The organism is Phenylobacterium sp. (assembly GCF_044371015.1).
GTDB lineage: Bacteria > Pseudomonadota > Alphaproteobacteria > Caulobacterales > Caulobacteraceae > Phenylobacterium.
In genome coordinates this window covers 1-19,073 of record NZ_JBILUK010000037.1, presented here as the reverse complement: position 1 = coordinate 19,073, position 19,073 = coordinate 1, and the positions used below count along the sequence as shown (strand labels likewise).

Genomic DNA, 19,073 nt, shown 5'->3' with positions numbered 1-19,073 from the left:
ACGTTCCTCGACGCCGTCGTTCGCGGCTACGAGGCCATGATCCGGGTGGGCCGGGCCGCCGGCGCGGGCCACTACCGCTTCTTCCACGCCACCGGAACTTGCGGCCCGTTTGGCGCGGCGGCGGCGGCGGCCACGATCCTGCGGCTTGATCCACGCGCCACCGCCTGGGCGCTCGCCAACGCCGGCCAGCAGGCCGCAGGTCTCTGGCAGGTCCGCCACGAACCGGTCTTCACCAAGGCCCTGCACGACGGCCGCGCCGCCGCCAATGGGTTGGCCGCCGCCTTCCTCGCCCGCGAGGGCTTCGCCGGACCGCTGACACACTTCGAAGGCCCTCAGGGCTTCTTCGCTGCGCTCTGCGACGACGCCGACCCCGAAGCCGTCGTCGCCGGCGAAAACGAAGGTTGGGCGATTCACGACGTCAGCTTCAAGCCTCACGCCGCCTGCCGCCACGCCCACGCGACGATCGACGCGGTGCTGGCTCTGCGCGCCCAGGCTGCAGGTCGCGACCTCCAGTCACTCGAGGTCGCGAGCTATCGGGACGCGCTGGCCTTCTGCGACAAGCCCAACCCGACGACGCCGGGGGAAGCCAAGTTCTCCCTCCAGCACGCCGCAGCGGTCGCCTGGGCGAACGGCGACGCAGACCTGCCCCGCTTCACCCTCGCCGCCATCGCGGATCCGGCCCACGTCGCCTTGCGGGCCCGCGTCCGCGCCACCGAGGACACCGCGATCACCGCTCGCTACCCGGCCCGCTTCGGCGCCGCGGCCCGCGCGACCCTGGCCGATGGAGCGGTCCTCGAAGCGCAGACCCCTGACGCCCTTGGCGACCCGGAACGTCCGCTCGACGCCTCAGGACTCGCCGCAAAGGCCGCAGCCCTGATGGCCTGGGGCGGCCTGGACGCGACCGCCGCGGGTCATCTCGTCAGCGTCTGCATGAAGCTTGGAGACACCTCGACGATCGCTGACCTGTCGGCCGCCCTCCCGGGACTCGATGGATGAGCGCCGCCGAAGTCCTCGTCGACCACGCGCTTGGCCTTCGTTGGGCCGAGGTGCCGGACATCGCGCGCAGGGCCGCCGCCACCTTCCTCCACGACACGCTGTGTGTCGGCGCGGCGGGGGCCAAGGCTGCGCATGCCGACGACATCCTGGCTGCGGCCAGCGCCTGGGGCGCCGGAACCGACGGCCGGATTCTGGGCCGTCCGGGCGTCCGCCTGCCCGCTGTCCAGGCGGCCTTTGTCAACGCTTTCCAGATCCACGGCCAGGAGTTCGACTGCGTCCACGAGCCCGCCGTCCTGCACCCGATGGCCACGCTGACCGCCGCCATCCTCGCCGAGCACGACCGCTCCGGACCCTATTCTGGCGAAGATATCCTGGCCGCCATCGTCGCCGGCTGCGACGTCTCGGTCACGCTCGGCGTCGCCGCCACCACGCCGCTCAAGTTCTTTCGACCGGCCACCTCCGGCCTCTTCGGCGCGCTCGCCGCCACCGCCCGGCTGCGGGGCCTCTCCCGCGAAACCACGCTCGACGCCTTCGGCTACGGGCTCGCCTTCACCTCCGGCACGATGCAGGCCCATGCAGAGGGCAAGCCCGCCCTGCCCGTCCAGATCGCCAACGCCGCCCGCGCCGCGCTGATGGCCTGCGACGTCGCCGCCACCGGCCTTCCCGGTCCGCGCGCCTCCATCGACGGCCCGTTCGGCTACATGACGCTGTTCGAGACCGGCTTCGACCTCGCCCCCGCCCTGGCCGACCTCGGCCGCCGCTACCGGATCGCCGAGGTCAGTTGGAAGCCCTTCCCCACGGGCCGCGCCGGCCACGGCGGTATCGTGGCGATCCAGAGCCTGATGTCTCAGGGCCTGACGCCCGACAACCTGGACCGCCTCGTCTGGCGCGCGCCGCCGCTGATCCATCGCCTCGTCGGACGCCCGATCACCGCGCCGCTGACGCCGGCCTACGCCCGCCTCTGCCTTGCCTACCTCGCCGCCGTGACGCTCACGCGTGGGACCGTGGGCCTCGCCGACTTCGACCCGAGAAGCCTGTCGGATCCAACACTGCATGCGCTCGCCGCCCGCGTCGAAGTGCTCGCCGACGACAACCCAGACCCTGCCGCCTTCACCCCCGCCGAAGCGATCGCCACCCTCAGGGACGGCCGCACGCTCACCGCCCGGGTCACCACCCAGCTCGGCGCGCCCGAACAGCCGCTCACGCCGCAGCAGCACCTCGACAAGGCCCGCGCCTGCCTGGCCTTCGCCGGCCTCGAAACCGTCCACGATCCGCTGACCGCCCTGATGGCCAGCTTCCACACCCTCGACGACGCCTCCCAAGCTTTCCGCCTCGTCGCCGGAGATCCCGCATGACCGACACCCACCGCACCTATTGGGACGAGATCGACTTCGCCCAGATGGCGGCCGAGCACACTATTGGCGACGCCTTTCAGGTCTTCGCCCGCAAGAGCCGCGACGAGATCCGCGCCCATCAGGAACGCCTGTTCGCCCGGTGCGTCGCCCGCGCCTGGCAGGTGCCGTTCTATCAGCGCCTCTGGGGCGAAGCCGGCATCGCAAGGGGCGACATCCGCGGTCTCGACGACCTCCCGACGCTCCCGGTGTTCGACAAGTCCGATATCATGGCCAGCCTGGAGCGGGCGCCGCCGTTCGGCGACTTCGCCGGCTTCGAGAGCCATGCCCAGCGCCCGCCGGTGATCCTGCACACCACATCCGGCACCACCGGCAAGCCCCAGGTGCTGCTGTTCGGGGCCAAGAGCCGCGAGGTCCAGGCCCTGATGCTTGGCCGCCTCTATCGCTGGCAGGGCCTGCGCCCGGACGACGTCGTGCACTCGGTCTACGGCCATGGGATGATCAACGGCGGCCACTATGTGCGTGAGGCCGTCACCCACTGGACCAGCGCCATCTTCCTGTCGGCCGGCACCGGCATCGAGACCCGCTCCGCCCAGCAGGTCGAGCTGATGAAGACCTTCGGCGCCACGGTGATCGTCGGCTTCGCCGACTACATCAAGAAGCTGGCCGAGGTAGCCCGCGAGCAGGGTCTGGTTCCCGGCGTCGACATCCCGGTCCGCATGATCACCGGCCACATGGGCCGCGAGGACCAGGACGCCATCTCCGAGGCCTGGGGCGGCGCCGTCTGCTTCGACTGGTACGGCGTGGGCGACACCGGCATCGTCGCCGGCGAGGGCCCGGACCGCGATGGCCTCTATGTGATGGAAGACGCCCAGGTGCTGGAGGTCTGCGATCTCGACACTCACCGCCCGGTGGCGGCCGGCGAGACCGGCGATATGGTCGTCACCTGCCTCTACAAGGACGACCTCTATCCAATCATTAGATTCAATACGCATGACGTGACCCAGGTGAAGACCGGTCGCTCGGCGCTCGACGTCAACTTCACCCGCATCGAGGGCTTCCTCGGACGGTCCGACAACATGGTGAAGATCCGCGGCATCAACATCTTCCCCCAGGGGATCGGTCCGATGCTGGATGAGCATCCGGCCTTCGCAAAGGAGTTCATCTGCAAGGCCCGCCGCGACGCCCAGGGCCGCGACAGCTTCATCGTCGTCGCGGAGGCTACGGCGCCGGCCGATCCGGCGCTCGCCAAGGCGTTCGGCGAGATCCTCAAGCGCAAGATCGGCATCGAGGTCGAGGTTGAGCTCGCCGCCAAGGGCGCCACCGCGTCTCTCACCCAGATCGAGGTCCGCCAGAAGCCGATCCGGCTGATCGACGAGCGTTATGGCTGAGGGCTTCTCCAATCCGATCGTCGCCGCCGGCGTCACCGGCCTGCACGACCTCTACGCGACCCGGGCCGTCACGCCGGTCGAGGCGGTCGAGGTCTATCTGGCCCGCATCGCGCGGCTCAATCCGGCCCTGGGCGCCGTCACCGATCTCGATGCCGAGGGGGCCCAGGCCGCCGCCCACGCCAGCGCCGCCCGCTGGGCGTCCAATGCGCCGCTCAGTCATGTGGATGGCGCGCCGATCCTGGTTAAGTCCAACATCGCGGTCGCCGGCCTGCCCTGGACCGCCGGTATCGGCGCCTATCGCGGCCGCATCGCCGACGCCGACGCCGAGGTGGTCGCCCGCCTGCGCCGCGCCGGCGCGGTCATCCTCGGCTGCGTCAACATGCACGAGGGTGCGCTGGGCGCCACCACCGACAATCCGTGGTTCGGCCGCACCGAGAATCCCCATCGCGCCGGCTCCACCCCCGGCGGGTCCTCCGGCGGCTCGGGCGCCGCCGCCGCAGCCGGCCTCTGCGCCGCGGCGCTGGGCACCGACACCATGGGCAGCGTCCGAATCCCGTCGGGCTACTGTGGAATCTTCGGCCACAAGCCCACGCGCGGCCGCATCCCCACGGCCGGCGTCACCGAGCTGTCCTGGACGCTCGACCACATCGGCCCACACGCCCGCTCCGCCGACGACTGCGCCGCGATACTGAACGCCGTCGCGCCTGGGCGCGAGGCCCGCAACCCGGATCGACCGCTCGCCGTTCTGGAGTTTGACGGCCAGGTCGACGCCCAGCCCCAGGTCCGCGCCGGCCTGGAGGCCGTGGTCGATCACGCCCGCCGCGAGGGCCTCAGGGTCGAGCCCCTCCGCCTCACCGACTACGACTTCGGCCGCATGCGCCGCCTCGGCCTCCTGATCTCAGAGGCCGAAGGCTATGTGATCCACGAAGCAGCGCTCGCCGCCGACCCCGAGGGCTTCTCCGACGCGTTCCGGCCCCTGCTCCAGTGGGGCGCGACCCAGCCGGCGCACAAGCTGGCGCGCGCCTATCGCGACCTCGCCGCCGCCGCCGAGGCGCTGCGGACAGCCTTCGCGCCCTATGCCGGGGTGCTGATGCCGACCGCGCCGCAGACGGCCTTCGCGTTCGGCCCCGCGCCCGCCAACCAGGCCGACTTCACAGCCATCGCCGACTTCACCGGCCAGCCCGCCACGGCCTTCCCGGCCGGGGTGACGAATGAAGGCCTGCCGCTCTCCTGCCAGGTGGTGACCCCAGACGACGCCCAGGCCCTGGCGCTTGCCCGAAAGCTCGCCCTGCCAACGCCCGCGCCGCCCGACTTCCGGGGTTAGTGTTCGCTACTTCATGTCGTCCTTGACGTCCCGGGCAGCGTCCGTAACCGCTTTGCCGGTCGAGGACACGTCCTCCCCTGCGCCGCCGATGGTGTTGCATCCGCTTGCCGATATGGCCGCGGCGATCAGAACCAGCGGAACCAGGGCCTGTGCGATGAGATTCCTCATAGGCCCGCCTTGTCCGCAGCCTTGGAGGCTTTATCGCGCCAGGTCTTGACCTGATGGTGCGCCTCGTCGCGCGTCACGCCGTAGCGCTCCTGAACCGAGCCGGTGAGCTTGTCCAGGTCGCCCTCGGCGCGCAGCAGGTCATCATCGGTAAGCTTGCCCCACTGGCGCTTGGCCTCGCCGACGAGTTGCTTCCATTGGCCTTTGATCGTGTCGTCATTCATCGACGTCATCCTTGAAGTGCCCGGGATCGGACCCTCGGAGAACAGCGCCCGCGCCGGATGGTTGCACGGAATTCCAACTGACCGCATCCACGGGACAGGCCAACGGCGTGGCGATCGGCGTCGCGATAGCGATTGTGAGCAACCATTGCCTGCCGCCTGCGTAGAGTCGTCCGGAGCCTGCTGGGGGATTGCCCGCATTGCGTCTGGCGCCGCGCATCCGATGAACCGCAGAGGTCCAGGAAGTGGCGCGTAAGCAAAAAAACTCCAATGGCGGGGCCAGCACCGATTTAGTTATCGATCAGTCGTCGCTTGAAATCGAGAAACAGGCGGCCATCATCGACAATGCAATTAAAGCACGATATGAAATGTTCCTTGCCGAACCTCTGCCATATTACCTCCTGTTTCTGCTTTATGAATTAGAAAAGCAGGAGGATTGGACGTAAGCGTCCAAACATTTATCTCGATTGAGGTCGCTCGTTTGCGTTTTATCAAATTCAATCAATTTCTTGCGGGAGTAGCTTACAATATTTCGTGACATATTTGAAAAACAGGAGAGCTGGACGTGATGGTCGCCAATATCAACTCCAAAGAAATCAGCGGGTTGGGGTTGATCAAATTCAAGAGCTCTCTGATTGAGATCATGCCGGCGCTTCGGGCCTTCGCCCGATCTCTCTGTCACAATCCCACGGAAGCGGACGATCTGGTCCAGGAGACCATGCTCAAGGCCTGGGGCGCGCGGAACAGCTACATTGAGGACGCCAGCTTCAAGGCCTGGACGTTCCGGATCCTGCGCAACATCCTCTACTCGAACCGGCGCAAGTCCCGCTATCTGGTCCAACTCGACACGCCGGCCTACGAGGCGACCGCCAGAGCCAACGTCAATATCCATGCGACGATGGAGCTGTCCTCGGTTTCCGCCGCCATTCAGACGCTCCCGCTGGAGCAGCGCGAGGCCCTGATCCTGATCGCCGCGGGCGGCTTCAGCTACGACGATGTGGCCGCGGTCACCGGCCTTGCGGTCGGAACCATCAAAAGCCGGGTCTCTAGGGGGCGGGCCAGCCTTGTCGCGCTCATGGCCACAAATGACGATCAGCGGCCGCCAGCGCTGCTGGCCGACGGCGCGTTGTTCACCTGTGTCGCGCCCGCGGCGCCGGAAAGGCCCGGCGCCGAGACCTAGGTCGACGCGCCCGCTCAGCGCATCCGGCCCCGCGCACCGAAAACGGCGCTGAACAGAAACAGCACGATCGCCACAACGAACACGACCTTGGCGAAGCTGAACGAGACCGAAGCGACAGCCCCGAATCCGATGACGCCGGCGACCAGCGCGATCACGAGAAAGACAGCGGCCCAATAGAACATCTTTGGCTCCTAGGTTGATGACGGGGTTCAGACCCCGTCAGTGTTGAATTCTGAAACGTCCGCGGTTTGGGCGGCTAACGCTTCTCGACCTTGTCCGCCGCTTCCGTCAGCGTCCCGTCCACGCGGTCACCAGCCACGCGCGCCGCATCGCCCACCGAACGCGCGGTGTCGGCCGCCAGGTCATGGGTTCCCGCGGCCGTCGCATCGATCCGCCGGTCCGCCTGTTCGCCGGCGCCTGCGAACGATCCCGCTTCCTGCGCGAAGTACGCCGTGGCCCCGATCGCAAGGGTCGCACCGATGGCGATCCCCAGGATCAACCGGCCGTTGGCGCGCCGCCGATGCGCGTGTTCCATTTCGCGAAGGTCATTCTGTCCCGGCGGCTGCCACTCACTGCCGCGATCGGGATCCACGGGACCGCTTCGATCCGCTGGGCTCATTACAATTCGATCCGTCATGGCCTGGGGTCCCTGTGCCGGGCCGCGGATGTTCCTTGGCCGGGTGGGATAACCTCACAGGCGCGGATCGGGTTGCATGTCTCAATCGCCGCTCTCGAGATGCGCGGCCCAGTCTCACTTCATCCGGGGCTCACGCGGGTCAGACGCCCGGCCGCTCCGGCGCCCTCACCGGAACGGGAACAGCGCCTCGCGCTTGGCCAGGAAAGCGTCGCGCCCCTCGAGAAAGTCCTGGCCCTCCACTGCATCAAGCATCCAGCCTTCGGTGTCGGCGTCGTCCGCTGTCTGGCCGTCCAGCAGCCGGCGGATGACCCGCTTTGTCGCCCGCGCCGACCACTGGCTGGCGGCGGCGATGGCGCGCGTCTTCTCCTCGACCGCGGCGTCCACGTCACCGGTGACCGCATCCACCAGCCCTATGGACAGCGCTTCGTCGGCCGGCAGGATGCGCCCGGTGTAGAGAATGTCCTTGGCCCGCGACGGACCCACCGCTTCGACCAGACGCCGAGTGTCCGACAAAGGATACATCAATCCAAGCTTGGCCGGCGTGATCCCAAGCTTGGCGTTCGCCGAAGCGATGCGCAGGTCGCAGCAAAGCGCCAGCCCCAGACCGCCGCCCACGCATGCGCCCTCAATGCGCGCGATGGTGGGCGCTTCGAAGGCCGCCAGCGCGTCCATCGACGCACCGATCTCGCCGAAATAGGCCGCTGCACTGGCCCGCGTGGCATAGACCGCTTCGAACTCGGAGATGTCGGCGCCCGCCGCGAACGCCCCGCCGGCGCCGGTCACCACCAGCACCTTGACCCGCGCCGCGCGCGCCTGGTCCAGGACGGCGGGCAGGCCCCGCCACATGGCCTGGTTCAGCGCATTGCGCCGCTCAGGCCGGTTGAGCGTCAGCGTGGCTGCGTCGCCCGAGATCGTCAGGTTCAGCCCTTCGACAGCGTCCGACACCCGTTCCCCCTCATCACCTCAAATGATATAATTCTATACCATTTAACCCGAGACCACCCCGGAGAGCGACCCTTGAGCGATATCCGCACCGCCATGCCCGTCCTGGCCCGCCACGAGGGCGAATGGGAAGGCGTCTACATCCATGTCGACACCGAAGGTCGGGAAATCGACCGCCACAGGTCCGCGCTCCAGTGCCGCTTCCCTGCCGAAGGCGCCTTCGCCTACCACCAGATCAACACCTACACCTGGGACGACGGTCGCCGCGAGGAGATCCACTTCCCCGCCACCTATCGCGACGGCCGCATCTGGTGGGACACCGACCGCATCGAAGGCTCGGCCTGGGAGATCGACCCCCGCACCGTCGTGCTCACCTGGACCCGCAAGGACATGCCGCGCCATTACCTCTACGAGATGATCCAGATCAGCGAGGACGGAAACAACCGCGGTCGCACCTGGCACTGGTTCGAAGACGATGTCCTCGTCCGCCGCACCTGCATCAAGGAACACCGGGTCCGGTAACGCGCCTGCGCAACCTCCTCCACCGCCTTCGGCGGTCTCCCTTCCCCGCTGGGAGAGGACAATCAAGCTAGCACCTCCCCCAACGCGAAGCGCGGATCGGGGAGGTGTCCGCGAAGCGGACGGAGGGGGGCTTTCCGAACTCGTCCGTCAGCGCGAACAGCTGCCCTGCACCCAACGCAGGTTGAGGCCCACCCGGGTCGCGTCGGGGCTTGCCCAGGCATAACCCGGCGCCCGAGCTTCGCCCTTCTTGAGCACATAGAGCGTCAGCGCATCCTGGTTCGTGCCGGCCGGCCACTTCACCTGCCGCAGGCGGTAGCCGATCTCGCGCGGCGTCGCCTCGTCGGTCTTGACCCAGACCTCACCGCCCTGGTCGAGAATCCTGAGGTTGAAGGCCGAGAACCAGGTCCCCGGTCTGTCCTCCCGCGGAATCGCCATCCAGCAGCTCCACTCCCGCGCCCGCATCATCCGGGAGTCGCCCGCCCACAGGTCCTCGGCTGAGAGCACAAACCGGGTGACCGCCGCCGACCCACAGGAGCCGGCCTTCGCCTCGCCGACGAACTGGTTCGCCTGCCGCTGCCAGGTGATCTCGCAACCGGGCGCCGAGAGCCTGATCCGCCCGGCCGAGGCATCGACGCTGGCGGTTGCGGTGCGTTCCTCGACAGGCTTCGCGAAGTCGTTCCCGGCGAAGGCGCGTATCGTGAACGCGCGCGCGCCTTCCGCCGTCACCTTGGCGTGCATCCGCCGCGGCATGACCTTGCGGCCCTGCTCCTCCGCGAAGAACACCTGCTCGGCATTATCCCATGCGCCCGGAAACCAGCTCTCGAAGAGCCGCAGGTCACGCTCCAGGATCGCTTGGTCAGGACTTACGGGCGCCGCCGCAGGCGACTGGGCCAGCGCCGCGCTGGCCGCCAGCCCTAGCGCGAGAACAGGGAGGGCCATGCGCATCATCAGATGATCCCTTCATCTGAGAGCCGGTCGATCACGCGGCGCTGGCGCTCGGAATAGAAGGCGCGATCGGGGGTCAGCATCTCGCCGTCCGCGCCGGTCAGGGTGCCCCGCGGCTGCGCCTCCAGCCCTTCCAGCGCATCGCGCCACAGCCCCAGCGGCTGGCGCGACAGGATATTGCCCATCCCCGGCCGTCGCCGCCAGCGTCGGAGCGCGCCCACATCGATCTCGGCATAGGCCGCCATGCTCTCGCCATAGCCGGCCTCGGCCAGCACCAGGCCGCGGAAGTCGATCACCTTCGAGGTCGCGTCGGTCGAGGCCTTGGGGATCGCGATTCCCTCGATACCCGCCGAGTTGGCCGAGACCAGATAGGCCAGGTTCTCGATGGCGCGCGCCTGCTTGGCCACATTCTTTGGCGTCTGGATCGGGCTGGCGATCTCGCTGGAGGAATGCAGCAGCACCTCAGCGCCGCGCAGCGCCAGCGCACGCGCGATGTCCGGATAGAGGATTTCCTCCGAGGCGATGCAGGCCAGCCGCCCCAGTTCCGTGTCCGCCACCGGAAACACGCCTTCGCGGCCGTAGATCGAGACGTACTTGTCCCACACGTCATAGGGACTGGGCGCGAACAGTGAGACCAGCCGCCGGTATCGCAGCACAACCTCGCCCGACGGCGCGACGACGAACGAAGCCTGGAAGTAGAGTCCCGGGAAGTGCGGATCGGCCTCATAGGCGTTACCTGACAGATAGACGTCCGCCGCCCTGGCCGCCGCGCCCAGCGCCGCATACTCCGGCCCATCCATGGCCAGCGCCGCCTTTCCGGCCCAGGCGCCAGCGGTCTCGCCCATCGGAAACCCGGTGAGAAAATACTCCGGCAGCACCACCAGCCGCACGTCCTGGCCGACGAACCGTTTCGACGCCGCGATCTGTGCTGAGACGCGCTCGATCGCCGCCAGCATCCGCGGCCGGCTCGCGGCCGCATCCGCCGCATCGTTCACCGCAAAACAGGTGGTCTGCAGGGCGAGCGCGAGATAGGGCGCGGGCGCGGCCATGATGTTCTTCCTTCAGACGGGGTAACCGCTCGCGCCAAGGCGCACGGTTGGTATATCAATAGACCAATTGGGCAGCGCCGGTCGCGGGCGCGCAATTGGGGCGGCTAAAGCATGGACAGCGACACCAGCTTCCCCGGGGGCGTGCTCGGACTGTCCGCCGATCAACTGGACGAAACGCTGCCGACGCCACTCTATCACCAGATCTACCTGGTGCTGCGGGAACGGATCCGTAGCGGCGAGATCGCCGCCGGCGAGACCCTGCCCGGCGAACAGGAGTTGGCCCGCGCACTCAAGGTCTCGCGCATCACCGTCAAACGGGCGCTCAACGAGCTGGCCGGCGACCGCCTCGTCAGCCGCCATCGCGGACGCGGCACCATCGTGGCCGGCGGCGCGACGATTCCCATGGTCCGCTCCAGTTTCGACAACCTGATCGACAGCCTGAAGATCATGGGCCTTGAGACCGAAGTCGAGTTGCTCGAGGCCCGCGATATCCCCGCCGAGCCCTTCATCGCCGATCACCTTGCGATCAAGCCCGGCGATCCGGTCCAGTACGCGGTCCGCCTGCGCAAGCTGAGGGGCGAGCCGTTCTCGCATCTGGTCAGCTGGGTGCCCGCCGATATCGCCGCCCGTTACAGCCGCGAGGAGTTGGCCTCGACCCCGTTGCTCACCCTTCTGCAGCGCGCCGACGCCGAGATGGTGGAGGCCGAACAATGGATCGGGGCGGCTTCGGCCGAACCGCAGATCGCCGCGGCCCTGCAGGTCAATACGGGATCGCCCCTGCTCAAGATCGAGCGGGTGACGCGCGCCGCGCGCGGCCGGCCGGTGCAGTTCATCCGCGGACACTATCGCCCCGACCGGTTCCAGTACCATTTCATCACTCAGAAGCGTCAGCGGCCGGTCCGGACCCGGGGCTAGGCCGGACCGATCGCCGACGTCCAGGCTCAGTGCGAGGGTGCAGCGCCGGCGCCCTTCGCCTTCTTCGCCTCGATTTGCTTCTTGAAATAGGTCCAGCTGGTCTCATTCGGGCGCGCGTCGTCTCCGGGCGGCGGCGTGCGATAGGCCGGATAGCTGGCGGCGATCTCGTCCTTGATCACCTGCGGCAGGGCGTCGACGTTCTCCACCGTCTGGCCGACGGCGTTGAACACCAGCATCCCGGCGCGGCTGTTCATCTGCATCCAGGGCAGCCACTGCGCCAGTCGCACCCACGCCACAGCCGGCCGCGCCAGGTTCTTCTTCGGGTCGAGGATGTCGGAGGCTTCGGCGTTGAAGTTGAAGATCTCCATCGCGTGGTACTGATTGCCTACATACTGCTGATAGTCGCCCGCCAGCGGATTGTTGTAGAACAGCGGCACCTCGATCGGCATGAACACCCGCCCGTTTTCCACCCGTGCGGTCGGCATCGTGAAGGGTTCGCCGTTTGCGCCGCGGACATAGGTCGGGCGGCTGTTCACCGGATCATTAGCCACATGCCAGACCTCCACCTCCTGGCCCGTCCAGGGGTTTTTCCAGGTCCGTAGCGGCTTGCCGGTCGCGGGATCGAGATAGAACATCAGCTCGCGGGAGACCATTCGGTAGCCGACGCCCCGCACCGGATCATTCACCGTCACGCAGGCCCGCACGTTCATGCCTTCGAGCAGGAACAGCAGCCGATCAGGCTCGCCCGGAACCTTGGAATAGCCGCGACCCGACCAGTGATAGACCACCGGCTCGTTGTCCTTCATCGAGCACTGGAACTTGCGTGACACCTGCAGCGCCTCCTCCGGCTTGGCGAGGTTGAGCAGCTTGGGTGCGCGGCTCGATTGGGCCTGGACGGCCATCGGCAGCAGTGCGGCGAGCGCGGCGGTGAACAAAAGCGACTTCATTACGAACCTCGGGGGGCTTGAGGGACTGGGGACTAGAAGGGTTTGGTCGCGCCCAGGAAACAGACGCCGGCGATGGTGATCCAATAGACATAGGCCATGGCGCGTCCCAGGCCGATCTCGCGTTCCAACGCAGCCTCCTGCACGGGGTCCGGACCGGCGGCCAGGATGCGGAACCGCGTCGTCCAGGCGCGCATGATGAACCGCAGGCCGAGGCCTATGCAGAGCGCAAAGGCGTAGAGCGCCATCTTGGCGCCGTACCACATCGTGCCCTGGGCGATATCCAGCGGCCCCGCGCCCGCCATCGACCCCAGGCTCACGATAAACAGCGCCGGGATCACGACGTAGCGGATGGCTTCGTCGATCTTGGTCAGACGCAATCCCAGGTCGGATTCCCGGGCCAGGAAGGCGCTCCAGGTCAGGCTTATCCAGGCGGCGAACACCACCCACATGATGGTCAGGCCCATACCGTCGAGCGATACGAAGCCATAGATCTTGCCCATGTGCAGGCCCAGCGGCAGCAGCAGAATGATCCCCGTCCGCGCGAGGATGTCGATGCGATAGGCCGTCTCCATGTGCCGCCGGCGTTCGTCCAGCGACAGGTTGCGGTTGACCACATTGTAGGAGGTCTGAAACACGCCCCACTCGCCGCCCAGCCAGTAGACCATGGCCAGGATGTGCGCCCACCGCAGAACTTCCAGTTCGCCGAAGTGCATGGCCGCCTCCCCGGGTGAGCCACGGCGTCGTCCGGTTGCTCGCCGGCGCCGCCTCAACGATCAATTGGTATATCAATAGATCATTTGTCCGGACAAATCGCAATCCCTTCCCCGCGCCTGATTTGCCCTTGCGCCTCGGGAACGGCGGCGGCAAATGATATAGAAATAGATCATTTGATCCGGAGCTCGCGGTGCTGCTCGCCCTGGTCGGCCTCCTCCACGTCCTGGTGTTCGTCTACTGGCTGGGCGGAGACCTTGGCGCGTTCTACCTCTCCCGCGTCATCGGAGATCCGGCGCGCCCGACGGCGGTCCGCATCGCTGCCGCCCAGGCGTTGGGCGATCTCGATATGGCGCCCCGCACATCGTTGATCTTGGCCCTTCCCACCGGCCTCACCTTGGCCTCCATGTCGGGTCATCTGCCGCTCCCAGCCGCGGTGCTCAGCGCGTTCTGGGCAGGGTCGCTGGCCTGGCTCTGGCTCGCCTGGCGCATCCATCTGAAGCACCTTCCGTCCGCCGACCCCGGCCGCCGGTTAGACCTCCTCCTGCGCTGGGTCGTGTTGGCCACGATCGCCGGCGTCGGCGCGGCGGTGGTCGCAGGCGGGCTCGACTGGCCGCTTTTCCTCGGCCTGAAGCTCCTGATCCTTGCGGCCGCCGTCGCCTGCGGACTTTGGGTTCGCGCCTTGCTTGCGCCCTTCGGTCCGGCCTTTGGCGAACTGGCTGCGAGCGGCCCGACCCCCGAGGGTGACAGGATCATCGCCCAGACCTTCGCCCGCGTGCGGCCCGTCGTTCTGACGATCTGGGCCCTGATTACCGCCGCTGCCCTGCTGGGCCTCTGGAGACCGCTATGAGCCTCGCCGAAGCGCCCCCGAATTCCGCCCTTGCCGATGCCTTCCGTCAGGCGCTCGGCGTCGAGGCGGTGAACGACGACCCCGCCCTCCGACGCCTGATGAGCCAGGACATCTGGGTCGCGGCCGAACGGATCGCCGATCTGGTGGTCGCGCCGCGCGACACCCAGGCCCTCGCCCGCGCGGTTGCAGAAGCCTGCTCGCGGGGTCTCGCCGTCGCCATGCGCGGCGGCGGCATGAGCTACACGGCCGGATACCTGCCGCCGGAGCAGCCCAGCCTGCTGCTCGACCTCTCCGCCATGGACCAGGTGCTGGCCGTTAACGCCGCCGACATGACCGTCACGGTCCAGGCCGGCTGCACCTGGAAGACGCTGCACGACGCCCTCAAGCCGCTGGGCCTGCGCACGCCGTTCTGGGGACCGCTGTCGGGGATATCTTCCACCATCGGCGGCGGGCTTTCGCAGCTCAATGCCATCTTCGGCGCCGGTCACTATGGCACCACCAGCGAAAGCGTGATCGGGCTCGTCGTAGTCCTCGCCGACGGCCAGGTCCTGCGAACCGGGGCGGCTGGCGTCGGCCCGCACCCGTTCTATCGCCACTATGGCCCCGATCTCACCGGTCTGTTCTGCGGCGACGCGGGCGCCTTCGGGGTCAAGGCCGAGATCACCTTGCGCCTGATCCGCACGCCGGCCTTTGAGGGCTGTGTCTCCTTCGCCTTTGCCGAGGCCAAGGGTCTGTTTGAGGCGGGCGCCGAGATCACCCGCGCCGGGATCACCAGCGAGCTGGTCGGCTTTGACCCTGCGCTGGCCGATGTGCGCGTCCGTCGCGCCTCGATCCTTTCGGGCGTCAAGGCCATGGGCGCAGTGGTGACTGGCGGCGGCGGCATCGTCGCCGGGGTCAGGGACGCGTTCAAGATGGCCGTCGCCGGACGCGGCTTCCTCTCTGAGTCAGAGTGGTCTCTGCATCTCATCGCCGAGGGACGCACTCAGGCGGGCGTCGAAGCCGACATCTCCGAGGTCCGTCGCATCTGCCTCGCCGCTGGGGGTCGCGAGACTGAGGCCACCATCCCCCGCGTCCTGCGCGCCCAGCCCTTCACCCCGCTCAACAACATCCTCGGACCCGAAGGTGAGCGATGGGTTCCGGTGCACGGCATCGTCGCCCTTTCCCAGGCCGAGCCCTGTCGCCTGGCCCTGGAGGCGCTGTTCGCCGACTTCGCCGCGCGCTTTGAAGCGCAGGGCGTCTACACCGGCATGATGCTGACGACGCTCTCGACCAACGGCTTCCTGATCGAGCCGGTCTTTTTCTGGCCCGAGGCGCGCCGCGAAATCCACGAAGCCACGGTGGAACCCGGGATGCTGGCCAAGCTGAAACGCCACCCGGAGAACCCCGAAGCCACCGCCCTCGTCGCGGAGGCGCGCAAGGCGATCATCGCCGTCTTCCAGCGCTTCGGCGCCGCCCACTTCCAGGTCGGCCGCACCTATCCCTGGCTGGAGAGCCGGGATGCGACCTCCGCGAGCCTGGCCCGCGCCGTCAAGTCCGCGCTCGATCCTGAAGGCCGCATCAGCCCCGGCGGGCTCGGCCTTTGAAGACGCTCACCGCCCGCGATCCGCGCACCGGCGCAGAGACCTACAGCTTCCAGGCGCCGTCGCCCTTGGAGATCGCCGCCGTCGCCGAACGCGCCCGCGCCGCCCAACCTGCCTGGGCCGCCCTCGGCTTCGAGGGCCGCGCGGCCGTCCTGTCCCGTTTCGCCCAGGAGATCTCCGCGCGCCGCGCCGCGATCCACGCCGCGCTGGAAACCGACACCGGCCGACGCCGCATCGCCGGGCAGGAGATCGACAGTGTGCTGGGCGCTCTCGCCGGCTGGGCCGCCATGGCGCCGGGTATGCTGCCCGAGGGCTGGACCCAGGGCCGCGCCATGCCCGCCGTTCGCCACGCGCCAAACTGGCGGCCCTATCCACTGGTCGGCGTGGTCAGCCCGTGGAACTTCCCGCTGCTGCTGGGCATGATCGACGCCATACCGGCGCTCACCGCCGGCTGCGCGGTCATCGTAAAGCCCTCCGAGGTCACGCCGCGCTTCGCCGCCCCTCTGATGGAGGCCGCGCGCGCCACGCCGGGTCTGGAAGGCATCTTCGCCCTGCTCCCGGGCGACGGCGAGACCGGCGAGGCGGTGATCGCCCAGGCCGATTGCGTCTGCTTCACGGGCTCGGTCGCCACCGGCCGCAAGGTCGCCGTTCAGGCCGCGGGCCGCCTGATCCCCGCCTTCCTGGAACTGGGCGGCAAGGACCCTCTCATCGTGCTGGAAGGCGCCGACCTCGACGCCGCCGCCACCGCCGCCCTGCGCGGCTCGGTGCTCTCCACGGGCCAGGCCTGCCAGTCCATCGAGCGCATCTATGTGGCCCGCACGATTTACGGCGCCTTCCTTGAACGCTTGGTCGAGAAGGCGACCAGCGTCCGGCTCAATTGGCCGGACATTAGCCAGGGGGAACTCGGTCCGCTGATCTTCGCCCGTCAGGCCGACATCCTGGCCGCCCAGATCGCCGACGCCCGCGCCCGGGGCGCCCGCATGCTCACCGGCGGCGAGATCGAGCACCACGGCGGCGGCCTGTGGCTGCGCCCGACGGTCCTGGCCGACGTCACACACGAGATGGCGGTGATGCGCGAAGAGACCTTCGGCCCGATCCTACCGGTTATGGCGTTCGATTCCGTCGAGAACGCCGTCGCCCTGGCCAACTTCGGGGAGTACGGCCTCTCCGCCGCCGTGTTCGCGTCCGACCTCGCGACCGCTGAAGCCGTCGGCCGTCGAATCGAAGCCGGCGCCGTCAGCCTTAACGACGCGGCCCTGACCGCTGTCTTCTACGAAGCCGCCAAGCAGAGCTTCAAGGCCTCTGGCCTTGGCCCTAGCCGCATGGGAGCCGAAGGCCTCTCCCGCTTCTTCCGCCGCCAGGCCCTGATCGCCAACACAGGCGCGCCCCGGCCCTTAGACGACTGGCGCGAGGAGGGCTGAAGCCCCTCCCCGACGCGCAGTGCGAGGGAGGGGCCAAAGGCGCCTCAGTAGCTGTATTTCACCCGGAAGGTGAACCGGCGCGGGTCATTGTAGTAGCCTAGGCCGAACAGCGACGAGGTCGCGTAATACTCCTTGGCGCAGTTTGAGCACTCCAGCGCGGCTTCCCAATGACGGTCGTCGGTGCGGAACACGATCCCGGCGTTGACCAGCGTGGTCACCGGCGCTCGGCTCAACTGGCGGCTGATCGCCACGGTCTGGCCGAACGGGATGGCCGTAACGATCGGGGTGTCGTTGTAGGTGCTGCTCCAGTAGCGGCCCGAGAAGCTGGCGGCCGCGTTAAAGGTCAGCGACGAGTCCATGTCGGCAAGCGGCATCTGATAGCTGAACCCCAGCGTGCCCTGCTGGTCCGGGAACCGGACCGGGTCATCCCGCGTGGTGGTGCAGTTGAGCGGTTCCGGCGTGTTCGTGCAGGGCACGCCGCCCACGCCCACTGCAGGCGGCACGTTGCGGTACTTCTTGTCACTGATCGACCCCGACGCGAAGACATTCAGGCCTTCGAACGGATTGGCGGTGACCTCCAGTTCCAGGCCGGTGGCGCGCAGGTCGCCCGCGTTGCGGGTGGAGAAAACCGTCCCTGCGCCTGACAGCAACTGCAGGTCGGCGACATCCAGGCGATAGAGCGTGGCGTTCACCCGCAGGCGGTTGTCCAGCCAGTCGGTCCGTGCGCCGACCTCATAGGACCACGCCGTTTCCGGTCCGAAGATGGTCACAGACGCAATGTTGGTGACCCGAGTGTTCCATCCGCCCGATTTGAAGCCGCGCGTCGCCGAGGCGAACAGCATCTTGTCGTCGTCGATCTTGTAGGTCACCGCCACGCGCGGGGTGAATTTCTCGGTCTTCTGGCTGAGCGGAATGCCACGCGCCACGACGTTGGCCGTGATCGGCCGCGCGGTCACGGCCGGCACGGCGACGATCAGGTTGGCCGGATAGGTGCCCGCCTTGAAGCCGTCGAGATAGCCGAAACGCTTCTTCTCGCTGGTGAAGCGGCCGCCCAGCGTCACCGTCAGCTGGTCGGTCAGGGCGTAGTCGCCCTGGGCGTAGACGGCGTAGGACTTGGTCGAATTGTCCAGCTGCCAGTCCGCCAGCAGCACGCCGAAGACGTCGACTTCCGAGGTCTTGCTGTCCTCATCGAGATAGAACGCGCCGGCCACATAGTTCAGCGCGCCCGCCTCGCCGACCACCTTGATTTCCTGGGTATACTGCTCGTTCTGGACCTCGTTGGCGATGGCGTATCCGCCCCGTACGCCGACCCCGTTGAAGAAGTCGATCGCGAACGACTGGTTGATCTGACGATAGCCACTGATGAAGTTGACGGTCGCGAAGCCGGCGTCCCATTCCAGGTTCGAAGTCAGGCCGCCGGTCCGCACATTGGCGCAGTTGCCAAGGCTGGAGACGAGCAGATCCTTGATCGTGTCGTCGCCGCACTCGCCCACGCGCAGGCCGCTGCGGCTGGTGTATTCCGGATCAACGGGGCTGGAGCCGATCGTGGTGCGCGACTGGTCGATATAGTCGACCGACACGTCCCAGGTCAGGGTCTCGGACGGCATCCAGCGCACCGCGCCGCGCACGCCCCAGCTGTCCTCGCCGTTCAACTTCTGGCCCGTGGTCAGGCTGCGGCCATAGCCGTCATCCTTGGCGTAGAATCCGGTCAGCTTGGTCAGCAGCGTCTCGCTCACCGGCGCGTCCACTGAACCGCGCACCATGCGCCGGTCGAAGCTTCCGATCGAGCCTTCGACAAACGCCTTGAACGCGTTGGCCGGCTTCCGCGTCACGATCGAGATCGCGCCGCCGGTGGTGTTGCGGCCGAACAGCGTGCCCTGCGGGCCGCGCAGCACCTCCACCCGCTCCACGTCGAAGAGCGACAC

General features: G+C 67.9%; 21 protein-coding genes. 11 read left to right on the top strand and 10 right to left on the bottom strand.

What is annotated here, in order from left to right; genetic code table 11:
- From ACIQ3R_RS05310 to ACIQ3R_RS05295, 4 genes are all read left to right on the top strand, one after another.
- Positions 1 to 996: MmgE/PrpD family protein (locus tag ACIQ3R_RS05310; protein WP_397415921.1), on the top strand; the 996-nt coding region annotated here is incomplete at its 5' end.
- The gene (locus tag ACIQ3R_RS05305; RefSeq protein ID WP_397415919.1) at positions 993 to 2,351 is read left to right on the top strand and encodes an MmgE/PrpD family protein; all 1,359 of its coding nucleotides are present in this window, start codon (positions 993 to 995) and stop codon (positions 2,349 to 2,351) included. The genes ACIQ3R_RS05310 and ACIQ3R_RS05305, both read left to right, overlap by 4 nt.
- On the top strand, positions 2,348 to 3,739 hold the full coding sequence (locus tag ACIQ3R_RS05300) for a phenylacetate--CoA ligase family protein (protein ID WP_397415917.1): 1,392 nt from the start codon (positions 2,348 to 2,350) through the stop codon (positions 3,737 to 3,739). Before ACIQ3R_RS05305 ends, ACIQ3R_RS05300 begins: the two co-directional genes overlap by 4 nt.
- Positions 3,732 to 5,063 carry an amidase gene (locus ACIQ3R_RS05295; RefSeq protein WP_397415915.1) on the top strand — a complete coding sequence of 444 codons (1,332 nt, stop codon included), beginning with the start codon at positions 3,732 to 3,734 and terminating at the stop codon, positions 5,061 to 5,063. Before ACIQ3R_RS05300 ends, ACIQ3R_RS05295 begins: the two co-directional genes overlap by 8 nt.
- 6 nt (positions 5,064 to 5,069) lie before the next feature.
- On the opposite strand, the gene ACIQ3R_RS05290 is transcribed toward ACIQ3R_RS05295, so the two are convergent.
- Complete coding sequence (locus ACIQ3R_RS05290; protein ID WP_397415913.1) at positions 5,070 to 5,231, bottom strand: entericidin A/B family lipoprotein; 162 nt, start codon at positions 5,229 to 5,231, stop codon at positions 5,070 to 5,072.
- Positions 5,228 to 5,452 carry a CsbD family protein gene (locus tag ACIQ3R_RS05285; protein WP_397415911.1) on the bottom strand — a complete coding sequence of 75 codons (225 nt, stop codon included), beginning with the start codon at positions 5,450 to 5,452 and terminating at the stop codon, positions 5,228 to 5,230. The genes ACIQ3R_RS05290 and ACIQ3R_RS05285 overlap by 4 nt, the downstream gene beginning before the upstream one ends.
- Before the next feature lie 242 nt (positions 5,453 to 5,694).
- Between ACIQ3R_RS05285 and ACIQ3R_RS05280 the strand changes: the two genes are divergently transcribed.
- Entirely contained in the window at positions 5,695 to 5,895 is a 201-nt protein-coding gene (locus tag ACIQ3R_RS05280) for a hypothetical protein (protein ID WP_397415909.1), read from the top strand.
- A 122-nt stretch (positions 5,896 to 6,017) separates the two neighbouring features.
- Positions 6,018 to 6,629, top strand: coding sequence for a sigma-70 family RNA polymerase sigma factor (locus ACIQ3R_RS05275; protein WP_397415923.1), 612 nt, complete (start codon positions 6,018 to 6,020; stop codon positions 6,627 to 6,629).
- 14 nt (positions 6,630 to 6,643) lie between these two features.
- Here the strand turns inward: ACIQ3R_RS05275 and ACIQ3R_RS05270 are convergent, their stop codons facing one another.
- From ACIQ3R_RS05270 to ACIQ3R_RS05260, 3 genes are all read right to left on the bottom strand, one after another.
- Positions 6,644 to 6,811 (bottom strand): DUF1328 domain-containing protein, encoded by a 168-nt coding sequence (locus tag ACIQ3R_RS05270; protein WP_397415907.1) that lies wholly within the window; start codon positions 6,809 to 6,811, stop codon positions 6,644 to 6,646.
- 74 nt (positions 6,812 to 6,885) lie between these two features.
- On the bottom strand, positions 6,886 to 7,221 hold the full coding sequence (locus tag ACIQ3R_RS05265) for a hypothetical protein (RefSeq protein WP_397415904.1): 336 nt from the start codon (positions 7,219 to 7,221) through the stop codon (positions 6,886 to 6,888).
- Positions 7,222 to 7,431: 210 nt separating this feature from the next.
- Positions 7,432 to 8,211, bottom strand: a complete 780-nt coding sequence (locus tag ACIQ3R_RS05260) for an enoyl-CoA hydratase/isomerase family protein (protein ID WP_397415902.1) — start codon at positions 8,209 to 8,211, stop codon at positions 7,432 to 7,434.
- A gap of 72 nt (positions 8,212 to 8,283) precedes the next feature.
- Here ACIQ3R_RS05260 and ACIQ3R_RS05255 point away from each other — a divergent pair, with 72 nt between their 5' ends.
- Positions 8,284 to 8,730: a hypothetical protein gene (locus ACIQ3R_RS05255; RefSeq protein WP_397415900.1), complete on the top strand. Its 447-nt coding sequence runs from the start codon at positions 8,284 to 8,286 to the stop codon at positions 8,728 to 8,730.
- A 147-nt stretch (positions 8,731 to 8,877) separates the two neighbouring features.
- Here ACIQ3R_RS05255 and ACIQ3R_RS05250 read toward each other — a convergent pair whose 3' ends face one another.
- The gene (locus ACIQ3R_RS05250; protein WP_397415899.1) at positions 8,878 to 9,678 is read right to left on the bottom strand and encodes a hypothetical protein; all 801 of its coding nucleotides are present in this window, start codon (positions 9,676 to 9,678) and stop codon (positions 8,878 to 8,880) included.
- A complete protein-coding gene (locus ACIQ3R_RS05245) occupies positions 9,678 to 10,724 on the bottom strand; it encodes a nitrilase-related carbon-nitrogen hydrolase (RefSeq protein WP_397415897.1) in 1,047 nt (348 codons plus the stop codon). Before ACIQ3R_RS05245 ends, ACIQ3R_RS05250 begins: the two co-directional genes overlap by 1 nt.
- A 111-nt stretch (positions 10,725 to 10,835) precedes the next feature.
- On the opposite strand from ACIQ3R_RS05245, the gene ACIQ3R_RS05240 reads away from it, so the two are divergent.
- A complete protein-coding gene (locus ACIQ3R_RS05240) occupies positions 10,836 to 11,639 on the top strand; it encodes a GntR family transcriptional regulator (RefSeq protein WP_397415895.1) in 804 nt (267 codons plus the stop codon).
- A 26-nt stretch (positions 11,640 to 11,665) separates the two neighbouring features.
- Here the strand turns inward: ACIQ3R_RS05240 and ACIQ3R_RS05235 are convergent, their stop codons facing one another.
- Both ACIQ3R_RS05235 and ACIQ3R_RS05230 read right to left on the bottom strand, forming a co-directional pair.
- Positions 11,666 to 12,586 (bottom strand): DUF1838 family protein, encoded by a 921-nt coding sequence (locus ACIQ3R_RS05235; protein WP_397415893.1) that lies wholly within the window; start codon positions 12,584 to 12,586, stop codon positions 11,666 to 11,668.
- A 32-nt stretch (positions 12,587 to 12,618) separates the two neighbouring features.
- Entirely contained in the window at positions 12,619 to 13,299 is a 681-nt protein-coding gene (locus ACIQ3R_RS05230) for a hypothetical protein (protein WP_397415891.1), read from the bottom strand.
- A gap of 191 nt (positions 13,300 to 13,490) precedes the next feature.
- Between ACIQ3R_RS05230 and ACIQ3R_RS05225 the strand changes: the two genes are divergently transcribed.
- From ACIQ3R_RS05225 to ACIQ3R_RS05215, 3 genes are read left to right on the top strand one after another with little or no spacing between them, the layout of a single operon-like run.
- Entirely contained in the window at positions 13,491 to 14,147 is a 657-nt protein-coding gene (locus ACIQ3R_RS05225; RefSeq protein ID WP_397415889.1) for a hypothetical protein, read from the top strand.
- Positions 14,144 to 15,730, top strand: coding sequence for an FAD-binding oxidoreductase (locus ACIQ3R_RS05220; RefSeq protein ID WP_397415887.1), 1,587 nt, complete (start codon positions 14,144 to 14,146; stop codon positions 15,728 to 15,730). Before ACIQ3R_RS05225 ends, ACIQ3R_RS05220 begins: the two co-directional genes overlap by 4 nt.
- The gene (locus ACIQ3R_RS05215) at positions 15,727 to 17,148 is read left to right on the top strand and encodes an aldehyde dehydrogenase family protein (RefSeq protein WP_397415885.1); all 1,422 of its coding nucleotides are present in this window, start codon (positions 15,727 to 15,729) and stop codon (positions 17,146 to 17,148) included. Before ACIQ3R_RS05220 ends, ACIQ3R_RS05215 begins: the two co-directional genes overlap by 4 nt.
- A gap of 44 nt (positions 17,149 to 17,192) precedes the next feature.
- Here ACIQ3R_RS05215 and ACIQ3R_RS05210 read toward each other — a convergent pair.
- On the bottom strand, positions 17,193 to 19,073 hold a 1,881-nt coding region (locus tag ACIQ3R_RS05210), incomplete at its 5' end, for a TonB-dependent receptor (protein WP_397415883.1).